We start from the raw sequence: 15,724 nt of genomic DNA, 5'->3' as shown, positions 1-15,724 counted from the left end.
CCCCAAAAATCGTAAGCGACGGAATTAATTTAAAAAATTTTCAAAAAGTGTTTGACCTAAACCTGAAAAAGCCTTTTAATGCGCCCCGTTGCCCAGATAGCTCAGTCGGTAGAGCAGGGGATTGAAAATCCCCGTGTCGGCGGTTCGATTCCGTCTCTGGGCACCACCTTTCGCTTTCAGGTGGTGTCAGCATCATCTGAAACACATAAAAAACCCGCCCTCGAGCGGGTTTTTTATTGCCTGAAATTCCTGCCCCTTTCCTGATTGGCCCAACTCACGCCGCAGCGACAAGCTAAGCGGCGCAACCGGCCTGCGCGCCTCAAGCCCTCAATGTAACAACGGGACGCGCACTCGTCGTTTCAACGCAGCTGAAACTTTAGGTTACCGAGCAAAATTGACCTGAGGCCGATCCGAACGACAAGCTCTGAGACTCGATGTGAAGTGATACAAGGATTTGTCATGCTCAAGGACAAGCCGAAAAAACCCTTGGACGATCAGTGGAACCAGCTTCCAAACGGTGGCGCCTCATGGGCCGGGATTTATCCTCCTCCGGAGCCTGCACCGGGCGAAAATGGGCCGGCTATGCATCTATGGATCAGTGGTTTTTTTGACGACGATGCTAAGGACGACTCGTTGAAGTACAAACTCACCGTTCAACCCGAGCATGAAGCCGCAGTCTTAAGGATTCTTGGTTGGAAAAGTCTCGAAGAGAGTCCAGGCGGAGAATGGTTGCTAACCTGCGAACAAGTAAAAGCGATATCCCTTGTGGTCAACGAGCGATTGCCGACGAATCTAGACATATTCATCGGAGTGCGGGCGTAGAGGTTGCATGCCAGCGAAATCCAGGCAAGACGGCCCCAAAATAGAATGGAGGTCAATGATGTTTCGTACGGTGACTCTAGTGCGGGCGAAAGCCCCCCTCTCTGAAGCATGAGATTCAGCGGGCGCCTGCACCGGGAAACCCCAAGGCTTTTGACCAACATCAGTACCTTCTCGCCGCACCCTCGTATGCTATTTGGTGGAAATTCGAAAAAACCAACAGGCCCACCTACATGAGCGAAGAATCCACAGCCCTGCCTCTGCCCGTGCCGACCCCAGATACTTCGGCCAACACCAGCCCCGCCCCGGCCAAGCCTGCAACCCCACGCCCACGGCGCGCGCGCACCACCCGCAAACCAGCCGTAGCAGCCGCTGAAAGCGAAATCGTCGCGATCAGCCAGCAACCTGCCGCTCTCAAGGTCGCGTCCGCCCCACGCGGCTCCAACGAAGACAGCACCGCAGCGAAGCTACCGGCCAGTTACCCCTACCGCACCCGTATGCGCCGGGGAGAATACGATAAGGCCAAGCACGATTTGCAGATCGAACTGCTCAAGGTACAAAGCTGGGCCAAGGAAACCGGCCAGCGTATCGTCGTGCTGTTCGAAGGCCGGGACGCAGCAGGCAAAGGCGGCACGATCAAGCGCTTCATGGAGCACCTGAACCCGCGCGGTGCACGTATCGTTGCCCTGGAGAAGCCTTCCGAACAGGAAAAGGGCCAGTGGTACTTCCAGCGCTACATCCAGCATTTGCCCACCGCCGGTGAAATGGTCTTCTTCGACCGCTCCTGGTACAACCGCGCCGGTGTCGAGCGGGTGATGGACTTCTGCTCGCCGCTGCAATACCTCGAGTTCATGCGCCAGGCGCCCGACCTGGAGCGCATGCTGTGCAATTCCGGCATTCTGCTGTTCAAGTACTGGTTCTCGGTAAACCGCGAAGAGCAACTGCGCCGCTTCATCTCGCGCCGTGACGACCCGCTCAAGCATTGGAAGCTATCGCCCATCGATATCAAGTCGCTGGACAAGTGGGACGAATACACCGCAGCCAAGGAAGCGATGTTCTTCCACACCGACACCGCCGATGCGCCGTGGACGGTCATCAAGTCCGACGACAAGAAGCGTGCGCGCATCAACTGCATACGCCACTTCCTGCATTCGCTGGACTATCCCGCCAAGGACCTGCGTGTGGCCCACCGGCCCGATCCACTGCTGGTTGAGCGCGCGGCACGGGTACATGCCGAGGAAGACCGTGGCGAGCTGGTACAGCCTGCCTGAGCGAGGCCGTCGGATACACTTGGGTTTCTTTGCCAACTAGGCTTCAATACGCAAAATTTTTTGACTCAGGATTCACCGATGGCCTCTAACAGCAAGCAGCAGAAACGCGCCAAGCGCGCCGCCAACAAGGCTCGTGAAAACCGCATGGTGCGTAGTGGCCAGGCAGTGAAGAGCAGCGGCGAAAGCTCCAGCGCCAGCGTTGAGCAGGTATTCAACAAGGCCATGGACTCGGGCAGCTACACCGCCCTGTTCGAAAAAATGAAGCAAGCCCAGGAAGGTGGGCTTGTTTCGTTGATTTCGGTGTTCCTGGTCGACCCACTGCTGGCCCTGGTACTCAAAGGCCACAAGGAAGAACACGCCACCGACTACATCGTCATGGTCTTCACGGCCTACCGCCAATGGCTGGACGGCGCCGACGAAGCCACCACCATGGCCTGGCTGGAAAGTGACGAGTTTCAGCAAGCCTACATTTCTGCCTCTGAAGCCGTGGCCAAGACCCAGCAGAAAATGTATGGCTAACACTCGGACCTGCTCGCGATAAGGCCGCCACAGGCCTGCGTGCAATGCCCAATAAAAAGGCCGCGATCTTTTCAGATCGCGGCCTTTTTACATTTCAGCTAAATCAGTTGTTCAGCACCGCACGCCCCGCCGCCTCGGCTTTGCGCTTGCGCGCCACCAGCAGGCCTGCCGCTACCACCGCTATGGACAGCAAGCCGGTGGCGACGATTTCGATACGGTGATCCGGACGGATCAGCATCACGGTGAGAATGCCCACGATGAAGGCGATGGTCGCCCAGGTCAGGCCCGGGAACAACCACATCTTGAACGCGATTTTCTCGCCACGCGCCATACGCTGGCGACGCATGCGCAGTTGCGATACTGCGATCACCAGATACACCAGCAAGGCAATAGCGCCGGAGCTTGCCAGCAAGAACTCGAACACCGCAGCAGGGGCCACATAGTTGGCAAACACAGTCAGAAATGCCGCCGCAGTCGACAGCACCACAGCAACGTACGGAGTGCCGCTGGAGGTGGTGCGCTGGGCCATGGCCGGGGCATCACCACGCTTGCTCAGGGAGAAGAGCATGCGCGAAGAAGTGTAAAGCGCCGAGTTCAGGCAGCTGGTTACCGCGATCAAGACAACGATGTCGACGATCAGCTTGGCATTAGGGATGCCCATCAGGTTCAGCACGGTCTGGTACGAACCCACTTCGGCCAAGTCGCTGTGGTTCCATGGCACCAGTGCCACCACCAGGAAGATTGACACGAGATAGAACAGGAAGATCCGCCAGATCACAGAATTGGTGGCCTTGGTGATCTGCTTGCCTGGGTCCTTGGACTCGGCAGCAGCAATAGTGACGATCTCGGTACCCATGAACGAGAACATGGTGGTGAGCATTGCCGCCAGTACCGCGCCGAGGCCGTTAGGCATGAAGCCTTGAGTGTCGAACAGATGGCTAACGCCGCTGACCTGGCTGTTAGGCAGGAAGCCAAACACCGCTGCCAGGCCAAGAATGATGAAGCCAATGATCGCGACCACTTTGAGCAAGGCGAACCAGAACTCGAATTCACCGTAGTTCTTCACGCTGAACAGGTTGGTAGCGGTTAGCAGCAGGGTGATCACCAGGGTAAATACCCAGATACCTACATCAGGGAACCAAGCATGCAGAATGGTTGCGGCGGCGTTGGCCTCCAGCGGGATCACCAGCACCCAGAACCACCAGTACAGCCAACCAATGGTAAAACCAGCCCAATGGCCGATAGCCCTGTCGGCATAGGTGGAAAATGATCCGGTGTCCGGGGAAGCAATGGCCATCTCGGCCAGCATGCGCATCACCAGAATCACCAACGTGCCGGCAGCAGCATAAGCCAGCAATACCGCGGGACCTGCCTGGGCGATGGCATGGCCAGAACCCACGAACAAACCAGCACCGATTACACCAGCAATAGACAGCATGGTGACATGCCGTTGTTTGAGCCCCTGAGCGAGGTCATTGGAATTGTGCGTACCGCTCATAAAACTACCTTTGAAGGGAGTGGCTTTCTACATCCTGATTTCGTCAGGCGCACACTTCGAAAAGCGCGCTACATCCTGTTGGCGGTGGATAAGGCAATAAATGCGCCAGCAGCATGACCGCTCGTAGTCACAACTCCTCAGGCCGCGGAAATCAAGGGTTCCATGCCCTTGCTGCCAAGATATGACCGAAAGGCCATCAAACTACAGCGGAAAAACACGATTACTGAAATACCCACTTACAAATACCCAGGTGCACCAAAATCCATCAGCGGTAACACCTCTCGCACATTTTTTGCGCAAAAAGGCGCAACCCGCAGGCGCAACCATTTGCCGCAGTTACGCGCCAAAGCTGTGCCCAAGGTCAGAAACGACTTTCCAGCACCGGCCAAAACTGGCACCATCGCGCCTTTTTTCATCAAGGCTCCGGCCCTGGAAACGAGGGAAGTGGTCATCGGCGCGACAGTCCGCTGCAGCGATGCGACACTTGCCCTCTTGGCAACTGCTTGCCCCTCCCGACCTTGTTGGCTGTCATTCCGCCGCTATGCTAGCTTGGCGCAGCCAGGAAGGCCGCCAACAAGCAGGAGCGCACCAGAACACATGAGGACCGCACATGGCTGAGGCCACGCCCGCGCTGGAAATCCGCAACCTGCACAAACGCTACGGCGACCAGGAGATCCTCAAGGGCATCTCGCTGACCGCCCGCGATGGCGATGTGATCTCGATCCTGGGATCCTCCGGCTCCGGCAAGTCCACTCTGCTGCGCTGCATCAACCTGCTGGAAAACCCGCACCAGGGTCAGATCCTGGTCGCTGGTGAAGAGCTGCGTTTGAAAGCCGCAAAAAACGGCGACCTGGTAGCCGCCGACAACAAGCAGATCAACCGCCTGCGCAGCGAGATCGGCTTCGTGTTCCAGAATTTCAACCTGTGGCCGCACATGAGCATCCTCGACAACATCATCGAGGCGCCCCGGCGCGTGCTCGGCCAGAGCAAGGCCGAGGCCATCGAGCATGCCGAAGCACTGCTCAATAAAGTAGGTATCCACAACAAGCGCCACAGCTACCCGGCCGAACTTTCCGGCGGTCAGCAGCAGCGCGCAGCCATTGCCCGCACGCTGGCAATGAAACCCAAGGTCATACTGTTCGACGAACCGACCTCGGCGCTGGATCCGGAAATGGTCCAGGAAGTGCTTAACGTTATCCGTGCCCTCGCCGAAGAAGGCCGTACCATGCTACTGGTTACACACGAAATGGGCTTCGCCCGCCAGGTGTCCAGTGAAGTTGTCTTCCTGCACCAAGGGTTGGTCGAAGAGCAGGGAACGCCGCAGCAGGTTTTCGAAAACCCGACCTCGGCGCGCTGTAAACAATTCATGTCCAGCAACCGCTAACGGAGCAACACGCATGCAGAACTATAAGAAATTCCTCCTGGCCGCTGCCGCCACGCTGGTGTTCTCGGCCAATGCCATGGCTGCCGAGAAACTGAAGATGGGCATCGAAGCGGCCTACCCGCCGTTCAACAACAAGGATGCCAGCGGCCAGGTCGTAGGTTTCGACAAAGACATCGGCGACGCCCTGTGCGCCAAGATGAAGGCTGAATGCGAAGTCGTCACCTCCGATTGGGATGGCATCATTCCAGCCCTTAACGCCAAGAAGTTCGACTTCATCGTCTCGTCGCTGTCGATCACCGACGAGCGCAAGCAAGCCGTTGACTTCACCGACCCGTACTACTCGAACAAACAGCAGTTCATCGCCCCGAAAAACGTCGACTTCAAAACCGACGACGCATCGCTCAAAGGCAAGACCCTGGGCACCCAGCGCGCCACCCAGGCAGCAATCTGGCTGGACGATCACGGCGGCATGGACGGCAACTTCAAGGTCAACCTCTACGACACCCAGGAAAACGCCTACCTGGACCTGACCTCGGGTCGTGTAGACGCCCTGCTGGCCGACAAATACGCCAACTACGACTGGCTGAAGTCCGATGCCGGCAAGAACTACGAGTTCAAAGGCGAGCCAGTGAACGAGAGCGACAAGGTCGGTATCGCTGTGCGCAAGGGTGACAACGAACTGCGCAACAAGCTGAACGCTGCACTGAAGGAAATCGTTGCCGACGGCACTTACAAGAAGATCAACGACAAGTACTTCCCTTTCAGCATCTATTGATTCGCCCCGACCGGCGTCGCCCCCGCGGCGATGCCGGTCCCTTGAACAAACCTGCCCATGAATATTGATCTATACGGATTCGGTCCGGCCCTGTTAGCCGGGACGCTGATGACCGTCAAACTTGCGTTGTCAGCCCTGTGTCTGGGTCTGGTATTGGGGCTGCTTGGCGCCCTGGCGAAAACCTCACCGTACAAACCCCTGCAATGGCTGGGCGGCTTCTACTCCACGCTGGTGCGTGGCGTACCCGAACTGCTCTGGGTGTTACTGATTTACTTCGGCACCGTCAGCATGATGAATCAGCTTGGCGAAGCCCTGAATATTCCGGGCCTTGAGCTCAGCGCCTTCTCTGCGGGCGTGATTGCCCTGGGCCTGTGCTTCGGCGCCTATGCCACCGAAGTGTTCCGTGGTGCGATCCTGGCGATCCCCAAGGGCCATCGTGAAGCGGGCCTGGCCCTGGGCCTGTCCAAGGGCCGGATCTTCTCGAAACTCATCCTGCCGCAGATGTGGCGCATCGCCCTTCCCGGCCTTGGCAACCTGTTCATGATTTTGATGAAAGACACCGCGCTGGTATCGGTGATCGGCCTGGAAGAAATCATGCGTCACTCGCAAATCGCAGTGACTGTAAGCAAGCAGCCATTCACCTTCTACATGGTTGCCGCCATCATCTATCTGGGGCTGACCGTACTGGCAATGACCGGCATGCACTTCTTGGAAAAACGCGCCGCACGCGGCTTCGCGAGGGCCAACCAATGAACTGGGAAGTCATTATCAAGTGGCTGCCACGCCTTGCCCAAGGCGCCACACTGACCTTGGAGCTGGTGGCAATCGCTGTCATCGCCGGCCTGATCATTGCTATTCCGCTGGGTATCGCGCGCTCATCGCGGCACTGGTATGTACGCGCCCTGCCTTACGGTTACATCTTCTTCTTCCGTGGTACGCCACTGCTGGTGCAACTGTTCCTGGTGTATTACGGCCTGGCCCAGTTTGAAGCGGTGCGCAACAGTTCCCTCTGGCCTTACTTGCGCGACCCGTTCTGGTGCACGGTGCTAACCATGACCCTGCACACCGCGGCCTACATCGCCGAGATTCTGCGCGGCGCCTTGCAAGCCATTCCTCGCGGCGAAATCGAGGCGGCGCGGGCGCTGGGCATGTCCAAAGCCAAGGCGCTGTTCTACATCATGCTGCCGCGCGCCGCGCGCATCGGCCTGCCGGCGTACAGCAACGAAGTGATCCTGATGCTCAAGGCCAGCGCCCTGGCCAGTACCGTAACCCTGCTGGAACTGACCGGCATGGCGCGAACCATCATCGCCCGCACCTACCTGCCGGTAGAGATCTTCTTCGCAGCGGGGCTGTTCTACCTGCTGATCTCCTTCCTGCTGGTGCAAGGCTTCAAGGTGCTTGAACGCTGGCTGCGCGTCGACGCCTGCCAGGGTCGCTAAACCTGTATAACGGGGCTGATCACAGCCCCGTTCGCTTGACTGCCTATGACCACGCCCCGCCCGCTAACAGATACGCACATGCTTGGCCGCTTCCAGGCCCTGGACAGCTTTCTGCGCGAGCATCAAGCGCTTTGGCGCCCTCGCCCCTTCACCCAGCGGCAATTGCCCTGGGAAAGCGAGCACCCGGCCTTGGCGAACTGGTTAAGGCAACGCTCGTTGAGCGAGGCAGAGGCGGCGCACAACCACCCCGAGCTTTTGCCTGCACCGCAGCCATTCCCGCAGTTGGCGCATGTGGCACGCCAGTTGTCCGAAGTCGGCGAGCTACCTGCCATCGAACTGCACTCAGCAAGCCATCGCCTGAATGTGGATGTGCCTGGTCGCAAGTGGCAGCAGATCGAGGCGTTCGCCAGTCACCTGGCGTTCACCCACGAACCACAACACTGGCTCGACTGGTGCTCCGGCAAAGGCCACCTGGGACGACGGCTACTGCAAGCCGACCGGCAAAAGCTGACCTGCCTGGAATACGACCCTGCGCTGGTGCAAGCCGGCCATGCACTCAGCCAGCATCACGGGCTACCGAGCCAGCACTTGCTCCAAGACGTGATGGCAGACCAAGCCTGCCGCCAGTTGGGCAGCGAACATACGGCGGTGGCCCTGCATGCCTGCGGCGATTTGCATGTGCGCTTGATCAAGCTGGCCAGCCAGCAAGGTTGTCGCCAACTGGCCATTGCCCCGTGCTGCTACAACCGCATTCAGGCCGCGCACTACCAGCCGTTGTCTGGCGCCGCGATTGCCTCGGGGTTGCAGCTTTCAATCGATGATCTTGGCCTGCCACTGAGTGAGACCGTCACCGCCGGCGCGCGGGTACGCCGCCAGCGCGACGAGTCGATGGCCAGGCGCCTGGGCTTTGATCTGCTGCAGCGGCAGCTGCGGGGTGTTGATGAGTACCTGCCGACACCATCGTTACCGGTGAGCTGGCTGCAAAAGCCGTTCGCTGGCTACTGCCAGGAGCTGGCAGCACTCAAAGGCCTGCACATCGACCATACACCAGACTGGGCTAGCTTGCAGGCCCTGGGTTGGCAGCGTTTGGCCGAGGTCCGCAACCTCGAACTGCTGCGCAACCTGTTCCGTCGCCCCCTTGAGCTTTGGCTAGTATTGGACCGCGCCCTGTACTTGCAAGAGCAAGGCTATCGGGTGCAATTGGGGGTGTTCTGCGACCAGCCACTGACCCCGCGCAACCTGATGCTAATGGCCGAACGCCACTGACTGCGACAACTGTGCGCAGCCTGTGGATAAGTCTGTGGGCAACCTTTTGAAAAAACCCTCAAAAACCTTGGATCCAAACGCTTTCAACGATTGGTCGTTTTTTGCTCAGCGGTTTATCGCCAGCAAAAACAGCCATTTGCGCAAAGACCAAAGGCGCGCCTTAAGCCGACATACGCGCGGCCTTGCTGGCACGCGCCTTGTGCATAAGCGTTCCAGCAAATAGCTCTAAGCAGCAAAATCAGGCCAGTTTCAGCATGCTCATACCCGCCAGCAATAGCATCAGGCCCAACCAGCCCCGCCCCGCCAAGCGCTGGCCAAAAAGTGCCCAACCCATGGCCACGGTGGCGAGAATGCCGAAGCCACCCCAAATGGCATAAGCGAGCGACAGTTCAATATCGCGAACAGCCTGGGCCAGCGCGGTAAACGCCGCCAGTACACAAAGAATCGAAACGATCCCCAGGCCGCGCTTGCGAAAACCATCGGAATACTTGAGCAACAGGTTGGCGATAACTTCGAGCACGATCGCCAGGCCAAGCCAGGCGAAGGGAATCCAATTCATGCTTAGCATGGCAGCGCCTCCCTGTTGCGCTCGGCAGGTGCTGGGCGGGTACCGGACTTGATCAGCAAGATACCGGCAATCATCACACCCAGGCCGGCGGCCTTGAGCAAGCCCAGGCTTTCACCCAACCAGGTAACGCTGGCCAAGGTAATAAGCACAATGCCGATGCCTTCCCACAGCGCGTAGGCAACACCTACCGGCACGCGCTTAACGGCCAGCGCGAGGAAGAAATACGACAGACCGATCATGGCGTACATCAAGCCATGACCCAACACCGGGTGCGCAGTAGCGGCGAATTTCATCGAAACGGTGCCAATCACCTCAGCGATGATGGCAATAAACAAATAGATCCAGGAACGCATGATGCCCTCCCACGGGCGAAACAAACCGGGCGCACAAACGGCGACGGGCTACAGACAAAAACCAAGGAACAAGCTGTTTGTCGGGGGAGGCGCTAGAGACCGCCGGTCCAGTGATTTTCACAGGAGGCCAGACGAGAGGTGGGGAGCAGAAACGCTTTACTGTTCAACATAATGAACAACAAATTAGCTCAAGGCATCGCTAAAGTCAAATCGATAGAAAATTACTAATTAAATTTCGCGTCTTTTAAACCGTATTCAGGTGAAAGCCCTTAAAGGTTGCCGAAAGCTTCGTAAATTATATTTTCCAAGGCACAGGGCAAACCCGCCCCCACAGTGTGTGGCGCGTTGCTGTGGGAGCGGCTTGCTCCGCGATCGAGTCAAAACGTCACACCTCACACAAAACAACAATTAATTATTGTATTGCGATAATTTCTAGAAAATAATGCCCACCGCTCAACATCGAACGGAGGCAAAACATGAACAGTAAAACAGTGGCCTATGCGCGCTCGCGCCTTCGAGTGATCGGCGCATTCGCCGCTCTACTCGCCTGGACGACCGCCGTCGTCGAATTTGGCAGCACTGCAATGCTGTGGATTTTCGACAAAGCCCAGATGCAGAGCGCTTACCTGCAAAGCTATGGCGACCAGATGCCATTGCTGCTGGCACCGGACTACCAACCCTCCATCCTGGCCCTAGGCCTGGTGCTGGCCCTGGAGTTGATCCCCAGCAGCCTGTCGGTGCTGGCGTTGTTCTTCACCGGTTTGTTCTTCCTGCGCTTGTCCAAGGGTCAAACCTGGACAGCAGAAAACATCAAACTGCTGTGGTGGGTTGGCCTGCTGTGCATCTGCACACCGATGCTATGGCCGGTTATCGGCACCCTCCAGGGCTTGGCATTTGCCATCGACCTGCCTGCGGGTGAAAGAAGCTTCAGCGTATCGATCGGTGTATCATCCGTGGCGGTTTACGAGATCATGAAAGGGATATTGCTCTGCGCCTTTTCACTCCTCATGCGTGACGCCAAAACCATCAGCGATGAACACAACTGTTATGTCTAGCTTCCCCCTATGCCGATAATCATCCGCCTCGACGTGGTCATGGCCAAAAACAAGATCCGCTCCAAGGATCTGGCCGAAATTATCGGGATTACGGAAGCGAACCTGTCGTTGCTGAAAAACGGCAAAATCAAGGGTTTCAAAATCGAGACCCTGGAGAAGCTCTGTCGCGCGTTGAACTGCCAGCCAGGTGATTTGCTGGAGTTCAGCGAGGAATGATCAAGGAACCAGCAACTCGTGAGCAATTCACTCAAGTGGCGCCCTGCGCTGCTGCTGACTGCCGCCCTGCTCGGCGGCTGCGGCCCTAGTTACACCTATAGATACTCGCCCCCACCCAGCATGATGGGCATGAACTGCATCAACAGCTGCGCCACCGAACGCAACCACTGCAAACAAATGGCGCGCCTGCAGGAAAACAGCGACCTGGCCCTGTACCAGGCCAACCTCAGAAGCTACCAGCACTGCCAGAACGGCAAGAGCAAAAAAGAAGCCCGCAAAAGCTGCTACTACCCCAGCTACCCGTACGGCAGCGGCTCAAGCTACAGCTGCGGCAACGACTACGACAGCTGCTACCAAAGCTGCGGCGGCACCATCCAGCGCATCCTCAACAAAGAATAAACCTGAAGAAAACGGAATTTACAGTGAACAAAACACACAGCCTTGCCTTGCTCACCTTCATCCTCGCTGGCTGCAGCAGCGCCAGCTACACCCCCGACTGGGAAATGCCAAAAATGCAGGTACTGGGCGACAACGGCTTGCCGGCACAGCCTTACATGCACTGCAACAAGCGTGGCTGTCACGACCACAAACCCATGCTTTTCGACCCGACCAAAGCCGAACCAGACGCCACTTCACTGCACCGTGGCTGGTAGGAAAACGGGCCGAAATACCTTTTAGAAACAAGTATTTCAAAGAATCGTGCAGAAGTAGTTTACAGACGCAAACCGATCGCTATAATGACGCCCCTGTGCCGGTATAGCTCAGATGGTAGAGCAACTGACTTGTAATCAGTAGGTCCCGGGTTCGATTCCTGGTGCCGGCACCATACAAGGTTCCAAAGAAAGCTTTCAAAGTCTCTGGAACCCCCGAAAAACCCGCCTTCTGGCGGGTTTTTTCGTTTTGGCATTTCATTAGATTTCGATGCCATTGCTCTCACAGGCAAGCATCTGACCGATCTGCCACTTTTTGTAAAACCTATAGGTCATCCAGCAAAACCTTCACCCGCTGGGGGGCCGCAAGACGTTCGCGTACCGTGGCAAGCAGGGCTTCGCCCTCATCAGCCATCATCACTCGCTTGCGCGGCAGTTGCCCGCGCTCAGCCATGGGCTGCAACGCATAGCACATCCGCTTGAACAAACCCCTACACCAGACGAAGGGCCGCCAAGCAGCCCCTCTCAAGCGGTCACTCCAGCCCCGCATTTTCAATCAACTCAACCCCGCCCTTTACGCTTCAATCCCTCGTTATCAATTCCATCCAACACTGCATCCACCAGCCCTTTTGCCAGGTCTGCCGAATGCAGGGTGGACCAGAGCAGGCCTTTCTTGGGTAGGTCATGAATATGCTCGCAGGCCTGCTGGGCGGTGTCGTAGATGCCTTCGAGCAATAGCGAGACGTGAACCAGTGCATCTTCAGCTTCGATGCCTTCGCGCACGGTAAACAGGGGTGGGTGGCCGGCGTTGCAGGCGCCGAAGGTGGATTCGGCGGTTTTGCCGAAGAGGGACTGCGGGGGATCCGGGACTATTTTTGTCATTGTGAACATCTCTATTGTGGTGGAACTGGCACCACTCGCGACCAAGCAAGTTGGGTGACAGCTGTACGCAGGTTGGTCGACCGAGACAATAGACAAACCCGGCAGGCACGAATGCCTCCCGCGCACAGCCGCCATAAAACGAAGGTGCAGACGAACATCTCGTCAGCATTCGTAGTTGGACGCTGAAACGTCTAATTGTGTGAACGGGCGACCAAACCCGATCGCTGATTTTGCAGCGACCCGGGAAGCCTAACGTTCATCGTCAGGTGAGGCAAGCCGAGGGCGCCAGCCTTGAAATCTCGCGCCCCATCCGTTATAGCTAAAAAGGCATCCATAACCAAAAGAGGCAGAATCAGCCCGTCATGAATGAGATCACACGCATCTTTCGCCCTCAAGGCCCGTTTGCCGTGCTGTTTGGCAAGTCTTGCGGGCCCATCGCTGTTGCTAGTGTTTCGCAGCTCAGCTCTCCGCTTTCGACACTCTTCCACACCCTGTCGATTCCACCCCGCGACATTCTGCTCGCGCATAAACGCAAACGCCCTGTTCCTCCACCTGCCCGCTGACATCTGAATTTTTCGCTTTCCATTGCCCTCGGTTTCACCGTTCAGGGCTGGAGACGCTTTGCATTTTTTTCAGTGTTTTCTGTCAGGAATTTTTATGACTATTCGTGTTGCCATTATCGGCGCAGGTCCTTCCGGCCTAGCGCAGTTGCGTGCCTTTCAATCCGCTCACGCCCAGGGTGCTCCAATGCCCGAGGTGGTTTGTTTCGAAAAGCAGGCCGACTGGGGCGGGATGTGGAACTACACCTGGCGCACCGGGCTGGATGAGCACGGCGAGCCGGTGCACGGCAGTATGTATCGCTACCTGTGGTCGAACGGGCCGAAGGAGTGCCTGGAGTTCGCCGACTACAGTTTTGATGAACATTTCGGACGGCCGATTTCTTCGTATCCGCCGCGTGAGGTGTTGTGGGATTACATTCAGGGCCGGGTGAAAAAGGCCGGCGTGCGCGACTACATTCGTTTCAATACGGCGGTGAAGGCCGTGAGCTTTGATGAGGCCAGCCGTACCTTTACGGTCAACGCCTACGACTACGCTATCGGCCAGGGTATCGAGCAGGTGTTCGATTATGTGGTGGTGGCCAGCGGGCATTTCTCTACCCCGCATGTGCCGGATTTCAGCGGCTTTGAACGGTTTTCCGGGCGCATTCTGCATGCCCACGACTTCCGCGATGCGCTGGAATTCAAAGGCAAGGATGTACTGATTGTCGGCAGCAGCTATTCCGCCGAGGATATCGGCTCGCAGTGCTTCAAGTACGGCGCACGCTCGATCACCAGCGCCTGGCGTACCCAACCGATGGGTTACAAATGGCCCAAGGGCTGGGAAGAGCGACCGCAGCTGCAGCGTGTTGAAGGCGACATGGCGTATTTTGCCGACGGGTCGAGCAAGCGCGTTGATGCGATCATTCTTTGCACCGGCTATCAGCATCACTTCCCGTTCCTGCCGGACGACCTGGCCCTCAACACCGGCAATCGCCTGTGGCCGCTAGGCCTCTATCAAGGTGTGGTGTGGGAGCAGAACCCGCAGTTGATCTACCTTGGCATGCAAGACCTCTGGTACAGCTTCAATCTGTTCGATGCGCAGGCCTGGTTTGCTCGCGATTACATGCTCGGGCGTATCAAGCTGCCGCAGCCATCGGCGATGCAGGCCGACAGTGCCCGCTGGCGTGCCGAGGAAGAAGCGCTGGAAACCACTGCTTCGATGTACGAATTCCAAGGCCGCTATATCAAGCACCTGATCGAACAGACCGACTACCCAAGCTTCGATATCGACGCGGTAAACCGCATTTTCCTGAAATGGAAGTCGGACAAAAAGCAGGACATCATGGGCTATCGCGATAAGTCCTACCGTTCGGTTATCACCGGCACTGCCGCCGTGCCGCACCATACCCGCTGGCTGCAGGCCATGGATGATTCGCTCGGCGAGTACCTGCGCGAAACCGCTGCCAAGGGCGATGTAAAGGCGCTACGTCAGCACTAAGCGAGCGTCGCCTGCAACCAGTCGCAGTAGCGTGCAACGCCCTGCTCTACCGACAAGGTAGGCTCCTGGTAGCCAACCGCCCGTAGCTGCCCAAGGTCGGCGCAGGTGTAGCACTGATATTTGCCACGCAGGTGCTCAGGAAACTCGCTGTATTCAAGAATGCCTTCAAGCAAGGCCATCTCCCGGGAAAGCGGGGGGTGGTCGTGCTGCTCGCGCAAGTGGTTGATAACCGCCATGGCCACGTCGTTGAACGGCTGGGCGCGGCCACTGCCGACGTTGAAGATGCCGCTCAGTTGCGGGTTATCCAAGAAGAACAGGTTAACCTTGACCACGTCTTCCACCGAGACGAAGTCGCGCAGGTGCCCGCCGCTTGGGTAGTCGCCGTAACTGCCGAACAGGCTGACTTTGCCGTGGGCTTGGTATTGGTTGAAGCAGTGAAAGGCCACGGAGGCCATGGCGCCTTTGTGCTGTTCGTGGGGCCCGTACACGTTGAAGTAGCGCAGCCCAACGATCTGGCTGCGTGACACCGGCAGTTGCCGGCGCACGCGCTGGTCGAACAAAAATTTGGAGTAGCCGTATACATTCAATGGCCGCTCACATTCGCGTTGTTCACGAAAGTCGCGCCCAGCGCCGTACACCGCTGCCGATGAGGCGTACAGCATCGGTACTTGCAGGCTTTGTGCAGCGTCGAGCAGGTCGCGGCTGAAGCGGTAGTTGCTGTCCATCATGAATCGGCCGTCGTCCACGACGGTACTGGAGCACGCACCCTGGTGCAGCACGGCCCTGACTTTGCCGAACTGGCCGCACGCAAAGCGCTCAAGAAAGTCGTCTTTGTCCAGGTAATCGGCAATCTCGCAATCGGCGAGGTTGCGAAACTTGTCGCCATCGGTCAGGTCGTCGACAGCAATGATCTCGGTTTCATCGCGTCGATTGAGGGCCTGGACCAGGTTGCTACCAATGAAACCGGCCGCGCCGGTGACGATAATGGTCAT

Annotated in this window: 19 protein-coding genes, 2 tRNA genes and 1 pseudogene; 15 read left to right on the top strand and 7 right to left on the bottom strand. The window is 57.6% G+C overall.

Annotated elements, in window-relative coordinates:
• Positions 1 to 90: 90 nt before the first annotated feature.
• The 4 genes from H8F21_RS07635 to H8F21_RS07620 all read left to right on the top strand — a co-directional run bounded on the left by H8F21_RS07635 (position 91) and on the right by H8F21_RS07620 (position 2,609).
• A tRNA-Phe gene (locus tag H8F21_RS07635) sits at positions 91 to 166 on the top strand.
• Positions 167 to 459: 293 nt separating this feature from the next.
• Positions 460 to 822, top strand: coding sequence for a pyocin S6 family toxin immunity protein (locus H8F21_RS07630; protein ID WP_328824442.1), 363 nt, complete (start codon positions 460 to 462; stop codon positions 820 to 822).
• Positions 823 to 1,052: 230 nt separating this feature from the next.
• The gene (ppk2, locus tag H8F21_RS07625; protein WP_211202065.1) at positions 1,053 to 2,090 is read left to right on the top strand and encodes a polyphosphate kinase 2; all 1,038 of its coding nucleotides are present in this window, start codon (positions 1,053 to 1,055) and stop codon (positions 2,088 to 2,090) included.
• Positions 2,091 to 2,168: 78 nt separating this feature from the next.
• A complete protein-coding gene (locus H8F21_RS07620) occupies positions 2,169 to 2,609 on the top strand; it encodes a hypothetical protein (RefSeq protein WP_203479949.1) in 441 nt (146 codons plus the stop codon).
• A gap of 103 nt (positions 2,610 to 2,712) precedes the next feature.
• On the opposite strand, the gene gabP is transcribed toward H8F21_RS07620, so the two are convergent.
• Positions 2,713 to 4,107, bottom strand: a complete 1,395-nt coding sequence (gene gabP, locus H8F21_RS07615) for a GABA permease (protein WP_203482595.1) — start codon at positions 4,105 to 4,107, stop codon at positions 2,713 to 2,715.
• 236 nt (positions 4,108 to 4,343) lie between these two features.
• The gene (locus H8F21_RS07610; RefSeq protein WP_203482596.1) at positions 4,344 to 4,523 is read right to left on the bottom strand and encodes a hypothetical protein; all 180 of its coding nucleotides are present in this window, start codon (positions 4,521 to 4,523) and stop codon (positions 4,344 to 4,346) included.
• 194 nt (positions 4,524 to 4,717) lie between these two features.
• Between H8F21_RS07610 and H8F21_RS07605 the strand changes: the two genes are divergently transcribed.
• The 5 genes from H8F21_RS07605 to H8F21_RS07585 are packed head-to-tail and all read left to right on the top strand — an operon-like array spanning position 4,718 to position 8,971.
• Positions 4,718 to 5,491 (top strand): ABC transporter ATP-binding protein, encoded by a 774-nt coding sequence (locus H8F21_RS07605; protein WP_136474087.1) that lies wholly within the window; start codon positions 4,718 to 4,720, stop codon positions 5,489 to 5,491.
• Between the two features lie 13 nt (positions 5,492 to 5,504).
• Entirely contained in the window at positions 5,505 to 6,266 is a 762-nt protein-coding gene (locus H8F21_RS07600; RefSeq protein WP_136474086.1) for an ABC transporter substrate-binding protein, read from the top strand.
• Between the two features lie 57 nt (positions 6,267 to 6,323).
• Positions 6,324 to 7,019 carry an ABC transporter permease gene (locus H8F21_RS07595; protein ID WP_203482598.1) on the top strand — a complete coding sequence of 232 codons (696 nt, stop codon included), beginning with the start codon at positions 6,324 to 6,326 and terminating at the stop codon, positions 7,017 to 7,019.
• Positions 7,016 to 7,705, top strand: a complete 690-nt coding sequence (locus tag H8F21_RS07590; protein WP_203482600.1) for an ABC transporter permease — start codon at positions 7,016 to 7,018, stop codon at positions 7,703 to 7,705. The genes H8F21_RS07595 and H8F21_RS07590 overlap by 4 nt, the downstream gene beginning before the upstream one ends.
• A gap of 45 nt (positions 7,706 to 7,750) precedes the next feature.
• On the top strand, positions 7,751 to 8,971 hold the full coding sequence (locus H8F21_RS07585; protein WP_203482601.1) for a methyltransferase: 1,221 nt from the start codon (positions 7,751 to 7,753) through the stop codon (positions 8,969 to 8,971).
• A gap of 238 nt (positions 8,972 to 9,209) precedes the next feature.
• Here the strand turns inward: H8F21_RS07585 and mdtI are convergent, their stop codons facing one another.
• Together mdtI and mdtJ are read right to left on the bottom strand one after the other, a co-directional pair.
• Positions 9,210 to 9,539 carry a multidrug/spermidine efflux SMR transporter subunit MdtI gene (gene mdtI / locus H8F21_RS07580; RefSeq protein WP_203584186.1) on the bottom strand — a complete coding sequence of 110 codons (330 nt, stop codon included), beginning with the start codon at positions 9,537 to 9,539 and terminating at the stop codon, positions 9,210 to 9,212.
• Positions 9,533 to 9,892, bottom strand: a complete 360-nt coding sequence (mdtJ, locus tag H8F21_RS07575) for a multidrug/spermidine efflux SMR transporter subunit MdtJ (protein ID WP_136474081.1) — start codon at positions 9,890 to 9,892, stop codon at positions 9,533 to 9,535. The genes mdtI and mdtJ overlap by 7 nt, the downstream gene beginning before the upstream one ends.
• A 476-nt stretch (positions 9,893 to 10,368) precedes the next feature.
• Between mdtJ and H8F21_RS07570 the strand changes: the two genes are divergently transcribed.
• The 5 genes from H8F21_RS07570 (at position 10,369) to H8F21_RS07550 (ending at position 11,989) form a co-directional block, all read left to right on the top strand.
• A complete protein-coding gene (locus tag H8F21_RS07570) occupies positions 10,369 to 10,947 on the top strand; it encodes a hypothetical protein (protein ID WP_203482603.1) in 579 nt (192 codons plus the stop codon).
• 9 nt (positions 10,948 to 10,956) lie between these two features.
• Positions 10,957 to 11,163: a helix-turn-helix domain-containing protein gene (locus H8F21_RS07565; RefSeq protein ID WP_038605723.1), complete on the top strand. Its 207-nt coding sequence runs from the start codon at positions 10,957 to 10,959 to the stop codon at positions 11,161 to 11,163.
• 18 nt (positions 11,164 to 11,181) lie between these two features.
• The gene (locus tag H8F21_RS07560; protein WP_203482604.1) at positions 11,182 to 11,562 is read left to right on the top strand and encodes a hypothetical protein; all 381 of its coding nucleotides are present in this window, start codon (positions 11,182 to 11,184) and stop codon (positions 11,560 to 11,562) included.
• 23 nt (positions 11,563 to 11,585) lie between these two features.
• A complete protein-coding gene (locus H8F21_RS07555) occupies positions 11,586 to 11,816 on the top strand; it encodes a hypothetical protein (protein WP_203482605.1) in 231 nt (76 codons plus the stop codon).
• A gap of 97 nt (positions 11,817 to 11,913) precedes the next feature.
• A tRNA-Thr gene (locus tag H8F21_RS07550) sits at positions 11,914 to 11,989 on the top strand.
• 149 nt (positions 11,990 to 12,138) lie between these two features.
• Here H8F21_RS07550 and H8F21_RS07545 read toward each other — a convergent pair.
• Both H8F21_RS07545 and H8F21_RS07540 read right to left on the bottom strand, forming a co-directional pair.
• A pseudogene (locus tag H8F21_RS07545) lies at positions 12,139 to 12,279 on the bottom strand (type II toxin-antitoxin system RelB/DinJ family antitoxin); the annotation flags it as partial.
• Positions 12,280 to 12,374: 95 nt separating this feature from the next.
• Positions 12,375 to 12,695 (bottom strand): DUF3077 domain-containing protein, encoded by a 321-nt coding sequence (locus H8F21_RS07540; protein WP_203482606.1) that lies wholly within the window; start codon positions 12,693 to 12,695, stop codon positions 12,375 to 12,377.
• A gap of 657 nt (positions 12,696 to 13,352) precedes the next feature.
• On the opposite strand from H8F21_RS07540, the gene H8F21_RS07535 reads away from it, so the two are divergent.
• On the top strand, positions 13,353 to 14,732 hold the full coding sequence (locus tag H8F21_RS07535) for a flavin-containing monooxygenase (RefSeq protein WP_203482607.1): 1,380 nt from the start codon (positions 13,353 to 13,355) through the stop codon (positions 14,730 to 14,732).
• Here H8F21_RS07535 and rfaD read toward each other — a convergent pair.
• Positions 14,729 to 15,724 (bottom strand): ADP-glyceromanno-heptose 6-epimerase, encoded by a 996-nt coding sequence (rfaD, locus tag H8F21_RS07530; RefSeq protein WP_136474075.1) that lies wholly within the window; start codon positions 15,722 to 15,724, stop codon positions 14,729 to 14,731. The two genes, H8F21_RS07535 and rfaD, sit on opposite strands and share 4 nt — an antisense overlap.

The organism is Pseudomonas arcuscaelestis (assembly GCF_016881005.1).
GTDB classification, from domain to species: domain Bacteria; phylum Pseudomonadota; class Gammaproteobacteria; order Pseudomonadales; family Pseudomonadaceae; genus Aquipseudomonas; species Aquipseudomonas arcuscaelestis.
The sequence above is the reverse complement of the archived record's forward strand: the minus strand, read 5'-3'. Positions and strand labels throughout refer to the sequence as shown.